At 35.6% G+C, this 19,171-nt stretch carries 21 protein-coding genes, 2 pseudogenes and 2 riboswitches; of the genes and pseudogenes, 9 read left to right on the forward strand and 14 right to left on the reverse strand.

Going from position 1 to position 19,171, the window contains the following annotated elements; all coding sequences use genetic code 11:
• Window positions 1–4: 4 nt before the first annotated feature.
• A complete protein-coding gene (locus JFU23_RS08005; RefSeq protein ID WP_033715007.1) occupies window positions 5–763 on the reverse strand; it encodes a hypothetical protein in 759 nt (252 codons plus the stop codon).
• A gap of 36 nt (window positions 764–799) precedes the next feature.
• Window positions 800–1,528, reverse strand: a complete 729-nt coding sequence (locus JFU23_RS08010) for a DUF4184 family protein (RefSeq protein WP_201031714.1) — start codon at window positions 1,526–1,528, stop codon at window positions 800–802.
• Between the two features lie 147 nt (window positions 1,529–1,675).
• Between JFU23_RS08010 and JFU23_RS31050 the strand changes: the two are divergent.
• A pseudogene (locus JFU23_RS31050) lies at window positions 1,676–1,944 on the forward strand (hypothetical protein).
• A 10-nt stretch (window positions 1,945–1,954) separates the two neighbouring features.
• Window positions 1,955–2,680, forward strand: a complete 726-nt coding sequence (locus tag JFU23_RS08015; RefSeq protein ID WP_061674451.1) for an AAA family ATPase — start codon at window positions 1,955–1,957, stop codon at window positions 2,678–2,680.
• A gap of 30 nt (window positions 2,681–2,710) precedes the next feature.
• Here JFU23_RS08015 and JFU23_RS08020 read toward each other — a convergent pair.
• The 4 genes from JFU23_RS08020 to JFU23_RS08035 form a co-directional block, all read right to left on the reverse strand.
• Window positions 2,711–4,173 (reverse strand): IS1182 family transposase gene (locus tag JFU23_RS08020; protein WP_374191743.1). Its coding sequence is split into 2 segments (ribosomal slippage): window positions 2,711–3,612 and window positions 3,612–4,173, totalling 1,464 coding nucleotides; the frame shifts between segments, so codons are not numbered across the junction.
• Window positions 4,174–4,302: 129 nt separating this feature from the next.
• On the reverse strand, window positions 4,303–5,478 hold the full coding sequence (locus tag JFU23_RS08025; protein ID WP_002128911.1) for an acetyl-CoA C-acetyltransferase: 1,176 nt from the start codon (window positions 5,476–5,478) through the stop codon (window positions 4,303–4,305).
• 139 nt (window positions 5,479–5,617) lie between these two features.
• Complete coding sequence (locus JFU23_RS08030) at window positions 5,618–6,067, reverse strand: NUDIX hydrolase (protein WP_012261633.1); 450 nt, start codon at window positions 6,065–6,067, stop codon at window positions 5,618–5,620.
• Between the two features lie 261 nt (window positions 6,068–6,328).
• Window positions 6,329–6,622, reverse strand: a complete 294-nt coding sequence (locus JFU23_RS08035; protein ID WP_002088390.1) for a DUF3928 family protein — start codon at window positions 6,620–6,622, stop codon at window positions 6,329–6,331.
• Window positions 6,623–6,799: 177 nt separating this feature from the next.
• Between JFU23_RS08035 and JFU23_RS08040 the strand changes: the two genes are divergently transcribed.
• Window positions 6,800–7,417: an ImmA/IrrE family metallo-endopeptidase gene (locus JFU23_RS08040; protein WP_085312271.1), complete on the forward strand. Its 618-nt coding sequence runs from the start codon at window positions 6,800–6,802 to the stop codon at window positions 7,415–7,417.
• A gap of 15 nt (window positions 7,418–7,432) precedes the next feature.
• On the opposite strand, the gene JFU23_RS08045 is transcribed toward JFU23_RS08040, so the two are convergent.
• The 4 genes and pseudogenes from JFU23_RS08045 to JFU23_RS08060 form a co-directional block, all read right to left on the reverse strand.
• A complete protein-coding gene (locus JFU23_RS08045) occupies window positions 7,433–7,732 on the reverse strand; it encodes a DNA-binding protein (protein ID WP_201031715.1) in 300 nt (99 codons plus the stop codon).
• A gap of 51 nt (window positions 7,733–7,783) precedes the next feature.
• Complete coding sequence (locus tag JFU23_RS08050) at window positions 7,784–8,545, reverse strand: DUF1129 domain-containing protein (protein WP_201031716.1); 762 nt, start codon at window positions 8,543–8,545, stop codon at window positions 7,784–7,786.
• A 13-nt stretch (window positions 8,546–8,558) separates the two neighbouring features.
• Window positions 8,559–9,326: pseudogene (locus tag JFU23_RS08055) on the reverse strand (DUF1129 domain-containing protein).
• On the reverse strand, window positions 9,326–9,658 hold the full coding sequence (locus JFU23_RS08060) for a PadR family transcriptional regulator (RefSeq protein ID WP_002014879.1): 333 nt from the start codon (window positions 9,656–9,658) through the stop codon (window positions 9,326–9,328). The pseudogene JFU23_RS08055 and the gene JFU23_RS08060 overlap by 1 nt, the downstream one beginning before the upstream one ends.
• Window positions 9,659–9,856: 198 nt before the next feature.
• Between JFU23_RS08060 and JFU23_RS08065 the strand changes: the two genes are divergently transcribed.
• Window positions 9,857–10,633 carry a 3-hydroxybutyrate dehydrogenase gene (locus JFU23_RS08065; RefSeq protein ID WP_085312272.1) on the forward strand — a complete coding sequence of 259 codons (777 nt, stop codon included), beginning with the start codon at window positions 9,857–9,859 and terminating at the stop codon, window positions 10,631–10,633.
• 150 nt (window positions 10,634–10,783) lie between these two features.
• Here the strand turns inward: JFU23_RS08065 and JFU23_RS08070 are convergent, their stop codons facing one another.
• The 4 genes from JFU23_RS08070 to JFU23_RS08085 form a co-directional block, all read right to left on the reverse strand.
• Window positions 10,784–10,921: a YvrJ family protein gene (locus JFU23_RS08070; RefSeq protein WP_002014881.1), complete on the reverse strand. Its 138-nt coding sequence runs from the start codon at window positions 10,919–10,921 to the stop codon at window positions 10,784–10,786.
• Window positions 10,922–11,211: 290 nt separating this feature from the next.
• Window positions 11,212–12,267, reverse strand: a complete 1,056-nt coding sequence (gene mtnA, locus JFU23_RS08075; RefSeq protein WP_201031717.1) for an S-methyl-5-thioribose-1-phosphate isomerase — start codon at window positions 12,265–12,267, stop codon at window positions 11,212–11,214.
• Window positions 12,264–13,442 carry an S-methyl-5-thioribose kinase gene (gene mtnK, locus JFU23_RS08080; RefSeq protein ID WP_002190558.1) on the reverse strand — a complete coding sequence of 393 codons (1,179 nt, stop codon included), beginning with the start codon at window positions 13,440–13,442 and terminating at the stop codon, window positions 12,264–12,266. The genes mtnA and mtnK overlap by 4 nt, the downstream gene beginning before the upstream one ends.
• Window positions 13,443–13,530: 88 nt before the next feature.
• Window positions 13,531–13,671: riboswitch (SAM riboswitch) on the reverse strand.
• A gap of 71 nt (window positions 13,672–13,742) precedes the next feature.
• Window positions 13,743–14,606, reverse strand: a complete 864-nt coding sequence (locus JFU23_RS08085) for a carbon-nitrogen family hydrolase (protein ID WP_002131202.1) — start codon at window positions 14,604–14,606, stop codon at window positions 13,743–13,745.
• Between the two features lie 14 nt (window positions 14,607–14,620).
• Between JFU23_RS08085 and JFU23_RS08090 the strand changes: the two genes are divergently transcribed.
• From JFU23_RS08090 to JFU23_RS08110, 5 genes are all read left to right on the forward strand, one after another.
• Window positions 14,621–15,811 (forward strand): pyridoxal phosphate-dependent aminotransferase, encoded by a 1,191-nt coding sequence (locus JFU23_RS08090; protein ID WP_201031718.1) that lies wholly within the window; start codon window positions 14,621–14,623, stop codon window positions 15,809–15,811.
• 52 nt (window positions 15,812–15,863) lie between these two features.
• A riboswitch (SAM riboswitch) is annotated at window positions 15,864–15,969 on the forward strand.
• Window positions 15,970–16,033: 64 nt separating this feature from the next.
• Window positions 16,034–17,278, forward strand: a complete 1,245-nt coding sequence (mtnW, locus tag JFU23_RS08095) for a 2,3-diketo-5-methylthiopentyl-1-phosphate enolase (RefSeq protein ID WP_201031719.1) — start codon at window positions 16,034–16,036, stop codon at window positions 17,276–17,278.
• A complete protein-coding gene (locus JFU23_RS08100) occupies window positions 17,275–17,934 on the forward strand; it encodes a 2-hydroxy-3-keto-5-methylthiopentenyl-1-phosphate phosphatase (RefSeq protein ID WP_201031720.1) in 660 nt (219 codons plus the stop codon). The genes mtnW and JFU23_RS08100 overlap by 4 nt, the downstream gene beginning before the upstream one ends.
• Entirely contained in the window at window positions 17,931–18,569 is a 639-nt protein-coding gene (locus JFU23_RS08105; protein WP_201031721.1) for a methylthioribulose 1-phosphate dehydratase, read from the forward strand. The genes JFU23_RS08100 and JFU23_RS08105 overlap by 4 nt, the downstream gene beginning before the upstream one ends.
• Window positions 18,547–19,059, forward strand: a complete 513-nt coding sequence (locus JFU23_RS08110; protein ID WP_201031722.1) for a 1,2-dihydroxy-3-keto-5-methylthiopentene dioxygenase — start codon at window positions 18,547–18,549, stop codon at window positions 19,057–19,059. The genes JFU23_RS08105 and JFU23_RS08110 overlap by 23 nt, the downstream gene beginning before the upstream one ends.
• Window positions 19,060–19,171: the final 112 nt, after the last annotated feature.

The following is a 19,171-nucleotide window of genomic DNA, read 5'->3' on the forward strand; positions in this document are numbered from 1 at the left end:
CACCTTACTTAGAAAATGAGATATTGAAAGTTTGTGGCTCTTTAACAGCTTCATGAGTATCTCCCACTGCTAAATCATCTGTCGTAAACTTAATATCCTTTACCTTCTCTTTTCCATCATCGAGTATTAAACCGATAATTCCTTCTCGTGTCTCACCAGGTTTATAATCTTCCCTTGATACACTCTTTGTGCCTACAAGTGTGTCTTCTTCATATAAAAAGTTTTGAGTCGCTACATTAAAATGCTGTTTGTCATTAATAATAACATCATTCATAGAGAAGAATTGCATGTTCTTATTTCCACTATTCTCTACCTTATATGTAATTTCAACATACCGAATCGTATCGCTAATCTCTGTTCCACTTAACGATGCATATAATTCAGCGTCTTCTTGACTCACTTTATCTCCCAATCTACGCTTTACTTCTTCAGGAGTTAATGCAGTATACACTTTCAATGTATTTTTTGCATCTTTGCTCATTTGTGATAATGAGATAACTTTAACGTCTTGTACGTGAATTTTCATTGGGGCTACTTCAAATGTCTGATTCACAGAATGCATCTGTTCTAATTCAAATGTCCCCCACCCTTTTTCTTTCACTTTTTGTCCTACTTTTTTAAGCTCACGCCCACCATACTCTTTTGTTTCTGGAATAGATTCTTTCTTTTTAGGTTCTGCCTTCTTTTCTTCTTGATGGAAGCAACCACTTAACATAAGAAGAAAACTACATAAAACAAAAATACTTTTCCATGCTTTCATGATTTAATTTCTCCTAACACTATCATTCATTAAAATATATTAGTCCCTTGATTTGTAAACTATAGAAACAATAAGAAGTCCACAAAACGAACTTGTCAGTCCAGATACTATTATACCTCCTATTTGGAAAATATGAAAATAGGGGTCTAATAACGCGTGCACGATAAATATAATGGCCGCCACAACGATAGATGAAGCCCAATATTTCTTTTTTTCCGAAGTTAAACTAGTATCTTGATCAGTTTCCCTTCTATATTTCCATAGCACATATATTAGTAATAGTAGACCAAAACACGTACTCCCATGCTGTAAAAATTTATAAATTGGAATACTATATACTTCTTGCTGTAACAGCGGTATTTTCATAACAAAATAGCCTGTCTTATGGGTAAAAGCATCCCAAACGACATGCGTCACCATACCGAATAAAGCAGAATAGCAAAATACAAAAAAATCTTTCCAAGTATAAAGCCCCCACTTCTCACCTACTACATATTTATAGTAACTAGCAAAAGGCTTAGGTAAATGTGTTATAAATGGTCCTTTTAAAATACGATGATATGCATATGCTAATAAAAAAACGAGTGGTAAATTCAAATAGAAGAAACCAGCCCATGTATGGCCAATAATACCGTATGGCCTAAAATATAAAAAATATTCAAAATCAGGTGCCATACTACCTAATATAAGAGACGTCACCGAAATATAACTAGAATGTTTCTTAGCAAAAGGGAGAACAGCTGCTGGATGTGCAAATGTAAACGGCATATTAATACTCCTCTTCATATTTCTAATAGAATATCATCTATCATAACGAGAGAATTAATCTTGATGCAATATTTATTTTCACATTGGAATATGATAGTTTACGTGTTATAATCCACATAAAATATTCAGAAAATAGGAGGAGTTCACGTGTCGTTAACACTTGTATTTTTTCTTGTTCTGTCTACCTTTTTTTAAGTACATACATTGGCTTCTTTCTATGGAAGCACTTGAAAATTATAAAATATATGCCTGCTCTCTTTGGCTTTATGAGCGTTCTTTTCATTTTTATATGGAAGAGAATGACTTTCGGCTGGGAAGGTCTCGGTTTTGGCGCACTTCAATATACAATATTACTAGCAAGTTGTATTACACTTGTATTTGCTGCTTTTTTAGAATCAAAATCCGTTATGAATTGAGGTTTATATATTGATTGACGTACCCTTTTTAAAAAGTGTCACATTACAAAAAGAAAATATCCCTAGCTTTTCCGCATATCCATACTGCTTACCGGCTATACGAACATTACAATCACTCCTTTTCCATCCGAATGTAACATTCATTATTGGAGAAAACGGAACGGGGAAATCAACATTACTCGAAGCGATTGCAGTTGCTTTAGGTTTTAATGCAGAAGGTGGAACGAAGAACTTCCGTTTTAACACGTACGATTCACATTCATCTTTACATGAATACATTCGAATTTCAAAAAGTTTCAATACACCAAAAGACGGTTTCTTTCTTCGCGCTGAATCATTTTATAACGTTGCTTCTTATATCGATGAAATAGATGCTATAAAATCTTATGGCGGCGTTTCACTTCACGAACAATCACACGGCGAATCCTTCTTCTCATTATTTATGAATCGTTTTTCAGGACAAGGTTTATACATTTTAGATGAGCCTGAGGCAGCTTTATCCCCAATGAGACAACTTTCAATGCTCATTCGCATGCACGAACTAGCTGAACAAGGTTCACAATTTGTTATCGCGACGCATTCTCCCATTTTAATGGCTTATCCTGAATCTACTATATACTCTTTAACTCAAGAAGGGATTCACGAATCGACATTAGAAGAAACGGAGCATTACCAAACGACGAAACTTTTCTTTGAAAATCGCGATCGATTATTTCATCACTTATTTGAGTCATAAAAAAAGAGGCAGCAATCGCTGCCTCTTTTTTCAGAGTGTTGGGAAACCCTTTAGGGTTCCCAACACTCTGGAATCTTTTTTGATTTTAGCGAAAGAAAACAACAAAAAATAGTAGAATTTAGAAAAATAGCCCTCCACCAACCCCTTTTTGGTTAGATGGAGGGCTATTTTTTTCATGTTTTGACAAGCGGCGGTGAGGTAAGCCTGCATTTGGACAGATTTCAGCCCTCGAAACCGAGCATATCGATAGCCATGTAGTTCTTTTGCATCCGCAAAGCTTCGCTCTATAGTTGAACATCGTACTTTATACAACTTTTTCCCTGTAGCTGTTAGTTTGTTTTTTCTAGCGATATCTTTATATTTCTCCCATATATGATGGGTGATAACTTTTTGTTTTTGTTTCTTTGAAAAGCATACCTCACGTAGCGGACAAACAGCGCAGTCTTCTGGATTCGATTTATATTGACGATATCCTTCGCGATCCGTTGTCGCATATTCTAAAATACATCCCATCGGACAAGCAAATGCATTCATTTCTTCTACATATTTAAATTGGCTTTTCGGTACTTCTTTATTTCTCTTTCCAAATCGGCGATACCCCATCACCATAAATATATTTCTTTCTGATAACTTCTTACAGATATATCCTGTAAAATAGCCTGCATCAAGAGCTACAGCTTCCACTTCAAACCCGAATTTATCAACTTGAGCTTGTAGACGTGCTAAATACGGCTCGGAATCTGCCATATTTCCAGCCGTTATATAGGTATCTGTAATAATATTGTACTTCGCATCAGTCGTACGATGATCTAAAAAATGAAAACCGTTCGGTTTTCCATCTCTCATTAAAAATCCACTATCTGGATCCGTTGTACTTATCCGAGTTTTTTTAGTAGGGGTATCACTTTCCTTTCTAGGTTTTAATTCTTTTTTCCGTGCGCCTCACGATCTTCGATTACCGCAGCTTCTAGTTCATCTATATAGAACTTTGCCTTTTCTTTTTTATATTTATGTACAAATTTATTTTTATTGGCATTGGCCTTAATGTGTGTGGAATCTGTCATCAACGCACGTCCTCCTACCATACGGCGCTCCGTCGCTTGTCTCACAATCTCATCAAAAATTTCTTCGAAAATATTTGTATGAACGAAACGAGTACGGCGATTCCAACTGATTGTAGAATGATCTGGAATTGTATCTGATAGAGAGAACCCTAAAAACCAACGGTAGGCAATGTTCGTTTTAATCTCCTTTTCCAATTGACGCTCAGAACGAATACCATAAAAATATCCAATAAACATCATCTTAAATAAAACGATAGGATGGATTGACGGACGGCCATTGTTTTCACAATAATAAGGGCGTAACTTCTCCTCAATAAAATCAAAACTAATTGTCGCTTCAATCGCACGAAGGAAATGATCTTGTGGAACCAATTCTTCTACAGAAACAGATACACGCTCGTCGCGATGATTTTTTAAAGCACCCATCATAAGAAATCTCTCCTTTTCCTCTTTTTTATCAGTGTTGACACATAAAAAGAGGTTCAGACACAAAAATAGGCTGTGGAGAAGGCTTTCTCCACAGCCTGAAAAAAAGAGGCAGCAATCGCTGCCTCTTTTTTATAATGCTTCTATAAATAAAGCTACTCCAATACCGCCTCCAACGCATAGAGAGGCAATACCTTTCTCTAATCCACGTCTTTTTAATTCGTGAATTAAACTTACCGTAATACGAGCTCCTGTACAACCAATTGGATGTCCAAGTCCTACACCACTACCGTTTACATTCACTTTCTCACGGTCTAACCCTAACTCTTTCTCTACAGCTAAATATTGTGCAGCGAAAGCTTCATTAATTTCAAGTAAATCTGCATCTTCTAATGACCAATCTACTTTTTCTAATCCTTTACGAATTGCTGGTGCTGGTCCAATACCCATAATTTTCGGATCTACACCCGCTACTGAGTATCCAACAATTCGAGCTAACGGTTGTAAGCCCTTTTCTTTTGCTTTTTCTTCGCTCATTAATACTAGAACTGCACTTCCGTCATTAAGACCAGATGAATTCCCTGCAGTTACTGATCCGTCTTTACGGAAAGCTGGTTTTAATCCTGCTAATTTTTCCGCTGTAATATCTGCACGTGGATGTTCATCCTTCGCAAATACAACTTCTTTTCTACGTTCTTTTATTGTAATAGGAACAATTTGATCGTCAAAGTATCCAGACTCCATCGCTTGCAACGCTAATGTATGACTACGAAGCGCAACTTCATCTTGTTCCTCTCTTGTAATTTCATATTGTTCAACTAAATTTTCCGCTGTTTCACCCATCATAATATGGTGAATCGGATCTTCTAAAACTTCCCACACCGTATCACGAATTTCTCCGTGCTGTAGACGTTGTCCCCAGCGGTGTTGTTTTAATGCATAAGGGCTCGAACTCATTGCTTCTACTCCACCTGCAACAACAATATCACTTACACCTAATTGGATTTGCATTGCAGCAGACATAATCGCTTGCATACCTGAAGAACATTGACGTTGAATTGTATAACCAGTAACTGTGTCAGGAAATCCTGCCGCTAATGCAGCTGTTCTTGCCGTATTTGCTTCATCAGTTCTTTGAATACAATGACCTAAAATTACTTCATCAACTTCATGTGGCTCTACTCCGCCTCTTTTTACAGCTTCCTGAAGTACAGGAACAGCTAATTCTACTGGTGTTATATTTTTTAGTGCTCCTCCGAAAGTTCCAATTGGTGAACGAACTGCAGCTGTAATGACAACATTATGCATTTTGTACTTGCCCCTCTCTTATGTACCCTAGTAAATTTGTAGGTGAAATTCCATAAGTTGTATGTCTAAAATTATCATACTATAAACATACCAAAAAATCAAAATATTTAATATAATAAAAATAGAAGGAATTAACCTTCTATTCTGTCAATGCGTATAAGAATTTTTGTAATATCTTCTCTGTCGTTTCATTCAATTTTGGTAACTTATCTACTGGAAAATATTGAAGTTCTAACCCTTCATGATCGAGCTTTAATTCTCCGCTTACATGATGTGCCTGATACAGATGAATCACATTAAAAATTTCATCTCCATTTGGATAACGGAAATAAACTTCCTTTCCTGAAAGAACGCCAAGAAATTGCATGATTTTCGCGTTTAGTCCCGTCTCCTCGAATAATTCTCTACGAGCAGTTTCTTCTGTCGTTTCTCCCAGTTCCATTGCCCCACCAGGTACGCCCCAATCATATGTATCTGAACGATATTGAAGCAATACTTCTTGATTATCATTTAATATAATAATTGCTGATCCTACTAAAATAAGTGGTCTCGTACCAACTACTTTGCGTAACTCTTCAATATACCCCAATATGTAAACTCCCCTTTCCTCACCCTTCCTTATCATAACAAAATTCTCTTTCTTTTGTTGCTGTAATTTTCAATAAAAAAGGAAGCTTCCACTTCCTTTTTTTACCGTTATCCTGCTATTTGCGGGCGGTAAGACCCCTACCTCAAAATTCAGCGAAAGTAAAGAAGTTAGGTGGGGATCGGGCTGCCCATAAAAGCCCTATTGGTGAGGGCTAATAATCAGTGGGGGATAAACAAAACCCCCACTGATTAAAGTTTCACTTTATTTCTTAAAGCTTTCGTATTTTACAACTTCAAAAGCTTCTTCAATTTCCTCATTATGATAATGGACATATGTAAAACGCCCTAATTCTACTAACCTAGCTATTTCTTGCAATGCTTTATGCTGATCATATGTTTCTTCAATTGTAATATGTACATAAAACTTCATTAATGGATGTTCATATAAAGGTTCTCCCACCTCTACATATACATCTTCAACCCCTTGCACAACTCTTACATAGCTCGCAAATTGATACAGAGCTTCTCTGTCTGAAACGATTTTTAATGTATACATATATTCTCCCCCTTTTCTTTACTATATCAAAAAGCAGACCATACTACGTTATAGAACTATGAAATTTTTTCGACTTATAGTCTATATATTCGTGTAATAAACAAGGCGTTTATCCATACATAGGACCTTTCCCCCACATATATTATAGAAAGAATTTTTTCATTTGAGGTGTTCCTTATGAATTCATACGTTAATATATGTGTTTGCATTACTCCAGGCGCCGATATTTCTGACGACCGTATTGCAAAAGATTTAGCAGTTGCAGAATCAATTTGGCATCCCATTACATTTAAAATTAAAGAAGTAATCGTACTAAACGAGCTTTTCCGTTTTTCTAATCGGGAAATTAGTTATAAAAACTCCATTCAAAGTCAGGAAAAATTATCATCTTTTTTTCAAACTTGTGTTAACGAAGCTCCTGAATGTGACCTTTATATTTGTTATATTGGCAGTGATTATTTCAAAGAAACCGCAGTAATCGCTTGCGCTTACTCTCTAGCGAAACAACAGCAACTTACTGGTTACATCGTTTTAACAAACTCAGCTGCTCCAATGAAAAATATATACACCCTCGCTCACGAAATTGGTCATATTTTATTTACAAGACGAATTCATGGAAAACTTACGCACGCAGATCCCCACTCTCCAACTGGATCGGAGCACCACCCTTCTCCAACAAATCTTATGTATCCTATAGTCCCTCGCCCTGAAAACGTCCATATTCATTCCTTATTAACAAACGAACAAAAGGAACTCTCCTTACAAAGTTCTTTATTACAAAGAAAAAAACAGTAACGATATTGTTACTGTTTACAACAATATATTCCAATCAACAAACCAAATACCGGCTGCTAGAAATAAAAAAATACAACTAAAGATAAACGTAATCCCTCTAAAAATCCCTATATAATATTTCTTTGGAAATACTTTTTTGCATATCCAGAGCAGCCCTTTTCCTATTAAACCGAAGAACAAAACATAACCCGATGTGTCATCTAATAAAGTATCGAAATAGTCATCATGTACCTTTTTCAAAAAGGTAGTATATAGCCCAAAAATCGTTAAACCTAAAAATATAATAGACAATATACCTAGAAATATACTTTGCATATTTGTTCCCCCCTTAATAAAAAATTCAGTTCGTGCACTATTAATATAAAGCTAGCTTACAGTTTTTTTCTCCTCATTTTTCAAAGACCATCGCATTAATACATACAAACTTCCGTACAGAAGTAAAGGCTCTAGTATTCCCCAATATGGGTTTTGCTTCCCTAATTCTTTAAATACAAACATAATTAATAGCGGTACGATAACAGCTAATATTCCAATCCATCCAAGTATAAAAGCTTCGCCAATTAACAACACCAATAAGACAATTCCAGCTAGTATATAACTTTGCATAGTAGTTAATTGCAATACAGGTGTCCCATACCATTTATTCATAAACATTAATAATACTAGTAATAAAATTGGTAGCAAAGCTGCTACATAAATAATGCTAAATTCTTTTATTTTGCTTTTAAATGATGACATCTTAAAAGCAAAAATAATAGCCACAATAGTTATCATTAAAACAATTGGGTACCCAATCAATTGTACATTCGTTAATGTAAATTCATGATTCGGACTTTCAAATAAAATATTTGTAAGTAACCAATATCCACCTATCCCAATTATCATTCCTAAAATAGTCTTTATACTCCCGCCTTTACCCTTCTCCATCTCATTCGCTAATTCTTCTGCATATTCTTTTGGCGAATCACCAAATATATCACTTACCGTCTTTCCTTTTTTCTCACCTTCTATTAAATGTAGCTCTGCATCCTCTAGAAAAGCATCTACATCTTCTTCTTTAATTCCCTTCGTAATTAAATACACTTTCGTATCGATTAAAAACTTTTCCCCTTCTTTAGAAACTTGCATTAGAATCCCTCCCTTAATTAACCGTTTCTCTTCTATTCGCCTTCATCATAATTTCAAGGAAGATTAAAATAAACAAACTTCCGTATAAACATATAATTTGAAATAACATTGGCACGAGATCTTCCGATGTGAACGTTTTAAAAACTAACATAATAGAAAGCGGAATAATTAAATATAAATTTTTAAACCATCCTTCAAAATATATATTTATAGCTACCGTGAGGATAAAGATCCCTCCAGCTAATATATAACTTTGGACTAGAGTCAACGTAAACATCGTTGTAGGATATATCACATCTAATATCGTAACTGCTCCTAATAAAAACATTGGTGCAATCATGACTAAAAACCACATGGAAAACCACGTTTTTGTAAAGCTTGTTACAAAGGTCATTTTACGAAGCAGAAAATTGGGACCCATTACAGCTACGATCAATGTAAAGCTATAGCCAATGCACTGAATAAGTGAAATCTGTAGAATTCCGTTATTCACTATTAAGATAGAAGCAATAAACCAAAACGATACGATATTCATTACCGTAAAACCAATTTACTTCCAATTTTCCTTTCTATCCCTTTCCATCACTTTTACAAGTTCATTCGCGTATTCTTTCGGTGAACTTCCGAAAATATCTTCTACACTTTTCCCTTCACCCTCACCTTCTATTAAATGCAACTCTGCATCTTCTAAAAAGCTTTCAATATCGCTTTCCTTCACACTCTTTGCAGTTAAAAATAATCTCATATCTAATAAAAAATTTCGCGCTTCATTTGATAACATTATTTTTTTCTCCCCTTCCCTTCAAGTAGACGCTCTACACTACTTTGCATCGCTTCCCAGCGATCCATAAATTCATCCAGTGCTTCCTCGCCTTTTTCTGTTAATGTATAATATTTTCGCTTTGGACCAGATGGAGATTCCTTCATTACACTTGTTATTAATCCTTCCTTTTGCATTCGTATTAATAACGGATAAATACTTCCCTCACTCGCCATTGTGAAACCATACTTCGCTAATCTTTCACTCATTTCATAACCGTATATTTCACCTTCAGAAATAATAGCAAGTAAGCATCCTTCTAAAATCCCTTTCAGCATTTGACTTGTCGACATATTTCAAATCCTCCCACTATCTTGTTTTACAAGATAGATAATCGTAAGTAGCGTTTACTTTACAAAATAGTATAGCAAACGCTACTTTGCAAAACAAGATAGCTAGCAATATTTCTCCAAATGTTTGCAGGAATTTTATTATCACCTCTCTAAATAGAGCAATAAGAGAACTTTTATTATGAAGGAGTGTTTTTCATCATGGTTACAAATCGAGTTGTCTTTTTAACAGGTGCTGCGAGCGGTATTGGTTATGAAATGGGAAGTGCTTTCGCAAAAGAAGGTGCGAAAGTTGTCATTAGTGATCGCCTTGAAGATCGTGCAAAAGAAGCTGCTGAACAATTGCAAAAAGAAGGCTATCAAGCCATTGGTTTAAAATGTGACGTTACATCTGAAGAAGAAATTACAGCAGCAATTTCTCAAACAGTTACTCACTTCGGCTCATTAGATGTATTAATTAACAACGCAGGAATGCAACATGTTTCACCGATTGAAGATTTTCCAACTGATAAATTCGAGCTTCTTATTAAAATTATGCAAATCGCTCCATTTATCGCCATCAAACATGCCTTTCCGATTATGAAAAAGCAAAAATATGGTCGTATTATTAATGTTGCTTCGATTAACGGACTTGTTGGATTCGCTGGAAAAGCTGCCTATAATAGTGCCAAACATGGTGTAATTGGATTAACAAAAGTTGCTGCTTTAGAGGGAGCAACTCATGGAATTACTGTAAATGCTCTTTGTCCCGGATATGTTGATACCCCTCTTGTACGAAATCAACTACAAGACTTAGCAACTACGCGAAATGTACCACTTGAAAATGTTTTAGAAGATGTCATTTATCCTCTTGTACCACAGAAACGTTTGCTACAAGTACAAGAAATTGCTGATTATGCTATGTTTTTAGCGAGTGAAAAAGCAAAAGGTATAACTGGTCAAGCTGTCGTTATCGATGGTGGTTATACTGCTCAATAAAGTGAAACTTTAATCAGTGGGGGTTTTGTTCATCCCCACTAATTATTAGCCTTCACCAATCGGGCTTTTACTGCCCATTAATGCGGGATAAAAAATAAAGTTTGCTCTTCGCGAGCAAACTTTATTTTACTTTCTATCGCGAGGATCTTTCTACTTTAGTAATTGTTTAGGGAGTTTCTCAATTGCAACAATCACTCCGTCTAATTTACTTTCAATCCGATGGAGTAAATATAGCGTTACAACAATTGGAAAGCCCACATTACCTATCATCCCGATCCACTCTTCCATCTTTCTCTCCTCCCTTCATTACATAAATAAGAGGAAACGAAGACTTAAGGCATAAAAAACAAGCTATTTTTTATTAGCTTGTTTTTTAACTACTCAGCCATACATTTCATTTTTCAGCATATAGATTGCTACCATGAAGATACAAATGGTCCTACACCTTGCTACCTTTCTTTGTTTTAAAACGTTGCGCGTGGTAGGAACAGGCACTTACAGCTCCTATACATAGCCAGTCCCTCTCGACCATTTAAAAACATGCTTTTCTACCGTTTTTTTATATAGCGACTGAGCAGTTAGCTTATTTTTTCAAATAATGATGTAATTTCTTGCTTATAATCTCCACGTAAAATACCTTTCTCAGTAATAATCCCCGTAATTAATTCATGCGGTGTTACATCAAATGCGGGGTTAAATACAGGCGTTCCAAGTGGCGCCACTTGTTTCCCAAAAATTTTCGTAACTTCTGTTTCATCTCTTTCTTCAATGACAATTTCAGCGCCTGTTTGTTTCGTAGTATCAAATGTAGATAACGGTGCTGCAACGTAAAATGGGATACCGAAATACTTTGCTAATATAGCTAAATTTAATGTTCCTATTTTATTAGCAGTATCACCGTTTTCAACGATTCGATCTGCCCCTACGATAATCGCATTAATTTCTTTCGTTCGAATTGCATGTGCTGCAGTATTATCCGTAATAAGCGTTACATCAATGTCTGCTTGTTTCAATTCCCATGTCGTTAAACGACCACCTTGTAAAACCGGCCTCGTTTCACACGCATACGCATGTAAACGCACACCCTTCTCTTTCCCAATATAAAATGGGGCTAATGCTGTTCCATATCTAGCAGTTGCAATACTTCCAGCGTTACAAATTGTTAAAATTTTATCACCGTCTTTAAAACATGTTAAAGCATGTTCTCCAATACTTCGGCACACCATTTCATCCTCTTGCTGAATATGAAGCGCTTCTTCTTCTAATATTTTTTGAGCTTCTTTTATTGTAGTAATCTCTCGAATAGATTCTCTCATACGATCAATTGCCCAAAATAAATTGACTGCTGTCGGGCGTGATGTTCCTAAATAGTTACAATCTCTATTAAACTTCTTCTGAAACTCATAGATATTTATAGCATCGTATTTCTTTGCCGCAAGCGCCAAACCAAACGCAGCTACAATTCCAATTGCAGGCGCTCCTCGTACTTCTAACATAATGATACTTTTCCATACATCTTCAATATTCGTTAATGTTTTGTATTCAGTGACATGCGGCAACTTTGTTTGATTTAATACTGCAATTGCATCACCTTTCCAACTTACAGATCTCGGAATAGTAATAATTGTACTCATGCTTTTACGCCTCCAACTGTCTGTTGAAATAATGTTCGAAACAGTTGAATATCAGCACACTTGGCTTCATATTTTATTAGTTCTCTACCTAAGGATAACGCTTGTTTTTTAGCTTGAATTCTATTTTCTTTATTTGCTATCCCATCTAAATCCGCTACATGAGCTAAGCCAATTGTTCTACGAATCAGTTCACATCCGGCAAATCCGACGGCATCAGTAAAGATATTTTGCAAAATAATTGGTAACCATTGTTTTTCTTTCGTATATGCTTCTACACCTTCACCAATCCATAACTTCGTAAAGTTTTCTACAAAATAACTCCATGTCTTTTCTATATGGAAAAATAGTACACTTCTCTTTTCTTCTTCTCTAGATAAAGCATTTAATAATAGATTTGCAATAAATTGACCGATATCAAATCCAAATGGACCGTACGTTGCAAATTCTGGATCGATCACTTTCGTTTCAGAAGGTGATGAAAAAATACTACCAGTATGTAAATCACCATGAATAAGCGCTTCTTTTCTCGTTAAAAACTTATATTTATATTGTGCTACTTTTAGTTTTAAAGTTTTGTCACTCCAAAGTTCATCAATCACTGACTGTAAATCTGACTCATAATCATTCGTATCATAATGTCCAAATGGATCCGTAAAAACTAAATCTTCTGTAATTTTACTAAGGTCTGGATTTACAAATGTACCTTCTAGTACCCTTTTCTCTTCTGACTGTAAACCGAAATCTGAAGTATAAAACAAAACATGTGCTAGAAAACGACCGATATGCTGGGATAAAAGTGGATATCCTTCTCCATCTATTAATCCTTTTCTTGTAATTGTTAGTCTTGATAAGTCTTCTATTACTGTAACTGCTAACTCTTCATCATGACTGTACACTACTGGAACATAATCTGGCACATACTTCGCAAAAATTTGTAATGCTTTACTTTCAATCGTCGCTCTTTTTATAGACAGTGGCCAGCTCTCACCAACTACTTTCGCATATGGCAGTGCTTGTTTTATTATAATAGACTTCTCTCCATCATCTAATTTGAACACGTAATTTAAATTTCCATCTCCAATTTCATGACAAACTACATTTGCTTTCTTTTCAAAATAACCGTGTTCTTTCGCATATTGTATAGCTGTTGTTTCAGTTAATGAATAATATCCCATCGTCTTCTCCTCCTTTTCATTCAGAGGTTTTTCTAAAATAGAAAAACCCCTTTCCACAAAGAAAGAGGTTTGAAGTTTATCTTCTCCCCTCTTATCTGCCAGAAAGTTTACTTTCTGCTGGAATTAGCACCGTGCCTTTTGGCGTCATAAACGCCCCATTTCACAATGGTATTACGGTCGGTTGCTGGGCTTCATCGGGCCAAATCCCTCCACCTGCTCTTGATAAGAGTTTTATAATTTTTAGAATTTTTAACTTTATGATGAAGACTATACCAAGAATAAAAATCACTTGTCAACATTTTATTTGTATAATTCTGGACGACGATCTGCAAAAACCGGAATTCCTTTACGTACCTCTTTAATTTTCTCGAATTTAAGTTCTCCAAATAAAATTGATTCCTCTTCATTTGCCTCTACCACAACTTCACCCCAAGGATCCACAATTAGAGAATGACCTGCAAACTCATTATTCGGATCCTTTCCTGCTCTATTGCACGCAACAACATAACACTGATTTTCAACTGCTCTCGCCTGTAAAAGCAAACGCCAATGTGCTAAACGTACTAATGGCCATTCTGCTACAACAAATAAAACTTTTGCACCTTTAGCAGTATGAACGCGCATCCACTCTGGAAAACGAATATCATAACAAATTGTACCAGCACACTCTACATCATCTAACTTAAATTCACCTGTCTCATTACCAGCAACTAAATATTTATGTTCATCCATCAGCTGAAATAAATGTACTTTACTATATTCATTGACTAGATTCCCTTCATTGTTTACAACATACATTGTATTTGTAACCCCTTGCTCTGTTTGCTTTGCTATGGAACCACCAACAATATGTACACCATATTGCTTCGACCATTCTTTCAACTTTTCTTTCGTTTCTAATCCATCCGTATCTGCAATTTCAGAAAGTCTCGTTAAATCATATCCTGTTGTCCATAGTTCTGGTAAGACGATAACATCTGGTCTTTCTTTCATCGCTTCACTTATTTTTTTTTTAGCGTTCTCAATATTTTTTTCTACATCTCCAAAGACAATATCCATTTGAATACATGCGACTTTCATTTTTTCAGCCCCATTCTCATTTTTTTCTTTACAAAATACTGGAAAGATTATATCATTTGTCACTAGAATTGTAACAACTTTCAAAAGAGGTGGAAAGTATGAAATTATTTCAACCTTCTGAGATAGTAACATCATTGCCAACACAATTTTTCGCTTCACTTGTTGCAAAAGTTAACAAAGTCGTTGCAGCTGGTCACGATGTTATTAATCTAGGTCAAGGTAATCCAGATCAACCAACACCGCAGCATATCGTTAAAGCTTTACAAGATGCTGCTGAAAAGACCATTCATCATAAATATCCGCCATTTCGCGGACACGAAAGCTTAAAAGAAGCCGTGGCAACATTCTATCAACGTGAATATGATGTAGTAGTAAATCCAAAAACTGAAGTTGCTATTTTGTTTGGCGGAAAGGCTGGATTAGTAGAATTACCAGTTTGTTTTACAAACCCTGGTGACACTATTCTCGTTCCAGATCCAGGCTATCCAGATTATTTATCAGGAGTTGCTTTAGCAAAAGCACAATTTGAAACAATGCCGCTTATTGCAGAAAATAATTTTTTACCGGATTATACAAAAATTGATGACTCTGTTGCGGAGCGAACAAAGTTAATGTTTTTAAACTATCCAAATAACCCCACCGGTGCTACTGCATCAAAAGATTTTTTTGATGAAACCATTCATTTTGCTAATAAACATAATATATTAGTTGTTCACGATTTTGCTTACGGTGCTATCGGATTCGATGGTCAAAAGCCTGTTAGTTTCTTGCAAGCAGACGGCGCTAAAGATACAGGTATTGAGATTTACACTTTATCGAAAACTTTCAATATGGCTGGATGGCGTATTGCTTTTGCAGTAGGAAATGAAAGTGTCATCGAAACTATTAACCTATTGCAAGATCATATGTATGTTAGTATTTTTGGTGCAGTTCAAGATGCTGCCCGCGAAGCACTATTAGGCTCGCAGTCTTGTGTGGTAGATCTTGTTAATAGTTATGAATCTCGGAGAAATGCTCTTATTTCAGCTTGTCACTCAATTGGTTGGAAAGTAAACATTCCAACAGGATCATTCTTTGCATGGCTTCCTGTTCCAAAAGGATATACATCTGAGCAATTTTCTGACATTTTACTAGAAAAAGCACACGTTGCAGTTGCTCCTGGTGTTGGATTTGGTGAGCACGGCGAAGGGTATGTCCGTGTTGGTCTCTTGCATACAGAAGATAGATTACGAGAAGCAATTAATCGAATTGATAAATTAAATTTTTTCAAAAAGTCATTGACAACATAAAAAATATCTGACAAAATTCAGTTATCTTAAAAATTTAAACATTTCTAAATACTTCTTATCAAGAGCAGGTGGAGGGACGAGCCCGACGAAACCCGGCAACCGATCTACAATTGTAGACACGGTGCTAATTCTCGCAGCGTTACGCTGACAGATAAGGAGCTGGTTGTAAAAAAACCTCTCCTTAGCTGAGAGGTTTTTTTATTTAACTAGGAGGTTATAACAATGAGCGGAATTATAGCGAAATATTTAATCCACGATGATTCTCACAACTTAGAAAAGAAAGCAGAACAAATTGCAATCGGTTTAACAATTGGTTCATGGACTCATTTACCACACTTATTACAAGAACAATTAAAACAACATAAAGGCAATGTCATTCATATTGAAGCGTTAGACGAACAAGAACATATTAACTCTTACCTTGGCAAAAAAGTATCACGTGGACTCATTAAAATTCATTATCCATCGCTGAACTTTAGCCCTGACTTACCAGCCATTTTGACAACAACATTTGGAAAACTTTCGTTAGATGGAGAAATTAAACTAATTGATTTAACATTCTCAGACGAATTAAAGAAACAGTTCCCTGGACCAAAATTTGGAATTGAAGGCATCCGAAACCTTTTACAAGTTCAAGATCGACCTCTTCTAATGAGTATTTTCAAAGGGATGATAGGACGGAATATTGGATATTTAAAAACTCAACTACGCGATCAGGCAATTGGAGGCGTAGATATTGTAAAAGATGATGAAATTTTATTCGAAAACTCATTAACACCACTTATAAAAAGAATTGAATCTGGTAAAGAAGTTTTACAATCTGTATACGAAACTTACGGGCATAAAACTTTATACGCAGTAAATTTAACAGGTCGAACTTATGATTTAAAAGAAAACGCGAAACGTGCGGTGGTAGCTGGAGCAGACATTCTTTTATTTAATGTATTTTCTTATGGATTAGATGTACTGCAAGCACTTGTAGAAGACGATGAAATTCCAATTCCTATTATGGCACACCCTGCTGTAAGTGGCGCATATTCATCATCGAAACTATACGGTTTCTCTTCTCCATTACTACTTGGAAAATTACTACGTTACGCTGGTGCTGATTTCTCTTTATTCCCATCACCATACGGCAACGTTGCATTAGAAAAAGAGGAAGCTCTTCTCATTACAGCAGCATTAACTGAGGAAGACCACTATTTCAAGAAAAGTTTTTCTGTTCCATCTGCTGGAATTCATCCTGGTTTCGTTCCCTTTATTTTACGAGATTTTGGTAAGGATGTTGTTATTAATGCCGGCGGCGGGATTCATGGGCATCCAAATGGAGCTCAAGGTGGTGGCAAAGCTTTCCGTGCTGCAATTGAAGCTACTTTACAAGGTAAACCACTCCATGAAGTGGATGAAATAAATTTGCATAGCGCACTACAAATATGGGGAAATCCTTCTCATGAGGTGAAATTATGAGTATTCAAGTATTTTGTGATTTCGATGGTACGATTACAAATAACGATAATATCATGTCCATTATGGAAAAATTCGCACCACCAGAAGCAGAGGAAATAAAGCAAAAAATTTTATCGCAAGAACTTTCTATTCAAGAAGGTGTTTCTCAATTATTTCGATTAATACCTATTAATCTACACGATGATATTATTCAGCTTTTACAAGAAACTGCTGAAATCCGTACAGGTTTTCATGAATTCATACAATTCATTAATGAAAATAACATTTCCTTTTACGTTATATCAGGTGGAATGGATTTCTTCGTCTATCCACTCTTACAAGAAATAATCCCTAAAGAACAAATTTATTGTAATGCAACTGACTTTTCAGGAGAATTTGTTGAAGTGAAATGGCCGCACCCTTGTGACGAGCAATGTCAGCATAGTTGTGGTCTCTGTAAATCATCATTAATTCGTAAACTAAGCTCTAAAGATGATTTTCATATTGTGATTGGAGATTCTATTACTGATTTACAAGCAACAAAACAAGCAGATAAAGTATTCGCCCGTGACTTCCTTATTACAAAGTGTGAAGAAAATCGTATTGCTTATACACCGTTTGAAACATTTCACGATGTTCTAGCTGAACTAAAACATTTGTTGGAGGTGAAATTATGAAACAACTTTTTCGTCAATGGTATGACTTAAGTGAAATTAAAAAAGAATTAACAACTCGGAATTGGTTTCCAGCAACGAGTGGAAATATTTCTATAAAAGTCAGTCATGATCCACTTACTTTTCTTATTACAGCAAGTGGTAAAGATAAAACAAAAACTACTCCAGATGATTTTCTATTAGTAGATCATCTAGGGGTTCCCGTATTAGAGACTGAATTACGCCCTTCAGCAGAAACAATATTGCATACACATATTTATAACAATACGAATGCCGGGTGCGTACTTCATGTTCATACAACTGATAATAATGTCATCACAAATTTATATAGTGATGCAGTCACCCTTCAAAATCAAGAAATTATTAAAGCTCTCGATATTTGGAAAGAAGGTGCAACGATTAACATTCCTATTATCGAAAACCATGCCCATATCCCAACGCTTGGAGAAAACTTCCGAAAGCATATACAAGAAGATTCGGGAGCAGTATTAATCCGTAACCATGGTATTACCGTATGGGGCCGAGATAGCTTTGATGCAAAGAAAAGATTAGAAGCTTATGAGTTTTTATTCCAATTTCATATAAAACTATTATCAATTCAAGGAGGCGTTTCTAATGGCGCAAATTCGTATTCATGAAGTAAATACTCGTATCGAAAATGAAGTGGAAGTATCTAAATTTCTACAAGAGGAAGGCGTTTTATATGAGAAATGGAACATCTCTAAGCTTCCTACTCATTTAAATGAAAATTATTCGTTAGCAGATGAAAACAAGGCTGAAATATTAGCTGTGTTTTCAAAAGAAATCGCCGATGTTTCAGCGCGCCGAGGTTATAAAGCTCATGATGTAATTTCACTTTCAAATGGCACACCTAACCTTGACGAATTATTAATTAATTTCCAAAAAGAACACCATCATACTGACGATGAAGTTCGCTTTATTGTCAGCGGTCATGGCATCTTCGCTATTGAAGGAAAAGATGGTCGATTCTTTGACGTTGAACTTGAGCCTGGTGATCTTATATCTGTACCTGAAAATGCAAGACATTATTTTACCTTACAAGATGATCGCCAAGTTGTAGTTATTCGTATTTTTGTTACAACAGAAGGTTGGGTTCCAATTTATTAAGGTAGCTAGTTGAATAAAAGATTGGAACCCCTTTTCCAATCTTTTATTCACTCTACATATATACATCCTCCTATGGAACAGGCTTATTTCATAACATTGAAGTAAGCCTGAT

Origin of the sequence: Bacillus sp. TH50, from assembly GCF_016650565.1 — a bacterium.
Taxonomy (GTDB): Bacteria; Bacillota; Bacilli; order Bacillales; family Bacillaceae_G; genus Bacillus_A; species Bacillus_A mycoides.

Excerpts from the sequence above, each read along its gene's own strand:
- JFU23_RS08010 (WP_201031714.1), bottom strand. The coding sequence starts at position 1,528 with ATGCCGTTTACATTTGCACATCCAGCAGCTGTTCTCCCTTTTGCTAAG.
- JFU23_RS08025 (WP_002128911.1), bottom strand. The coding sequence starts at position 5,478 with ATGCATAATGTTGTCATTACAGCTGCAGTTCGTTCACCAATTGGAACT.
- JFU23_RS08035 (WP_002088390.1), bottom strand. The coding sequence starts at position 6,622 with ATGTATACATTAAAAATCGTTTCAGACAGAGAAGCTCTGTATCAATTT.
- JFU23_RS08040 (WP_085312271.1), top strand. The coding sequence starts at position 6,800 with ATGAATTCATACGTTAATATATGTGTTTGCATTACTCCAGGCGCCGAT.
- JFU23_RS08045 (WP_201031715.1), bottom strand. The coding sequence starts at position 7,732 with ATGCAAAGTATATTTCTAGGTATATTGTCTATTATATTTTTAGGTTTA.
- JFU23_RS08050 (WP_201031716.1), bottom strand. The coding sequence starts at position 8,545 with ATGCAAGTTTCTAAAGAAGGGGAAAAGTTTTTAATCGATACGAAAGTG.
- JFU23_RS08060 (WP_002014879.1), bottom strand. The coding sequence starts at position 9,658 with ATGTCGACAAGTCAAATGCTGAAAGGGATTTTAGAAGGATGCTTACTT.
- JFU23_RS08065 (WP_085312272.1), top strand. The coding sequence starts at position 9,857 with ATGGTTACAAATCGAGTTGTCTTTTTAACAGGTGCTGCGAGCGGTATT.
- JFU23_RS08070 (WP_002014881.1), bottom strand. The coding sequence starts at position 10,921 with ATGGAAGAGTGGATCGGGATGATAGGTAATGTGGGCTTTCCAATTGTT.
- mtnA (WP_201031717.1), bottom strand. The coding sequence starts at position 12,267 with ATGAGTACAATTATTACTATTCCGAGATCTGTAAGTTGGAAAGGTGAT.
- mtnK (WP_002190558.1), bottom strand. The coding sequence starts at position 13,442 with ATGGGATATTATTCATTAACTGAAACAACAGCTATACAATATGCGAAA.
- JFU23_RS08090 (WP_201031718.1), top strand. The coding sequence starts at position 14,621 with ATGAAATTATTTCAACCTTCTGAGATAGTAACATCATTGCCAACACAA.
- mtnW (WP_201031719.1), top strand. The coding sequence starts at position 16,034 with ATGAGCGGAATTATAGCGAAATATTTAATCCACGATGATTCTCACAAC.
- JFU23_RS08100 (WP_201031720.1), top strand. The coding sequence starts at position 17,275 with ATGAGTATTCAAGTATTTTGTGATTTCGATGGTACGATTACAAATAAC.
- JFU23_RS08105 (WP_201031721.1), top strand. The coding sequence starts at position 17,931 with ATGAAACAACTTTTTCGTCAATGGTATGACTTAAGTGAAATTAAAAAA.
- JFU23_RS08110 (WP_201031722.1), top strand. The coding sequence starts at position 18,547 with ATGGCGCAAATTCGTATTCATGAAGTAAATACTCGTATCGAAAATGAA.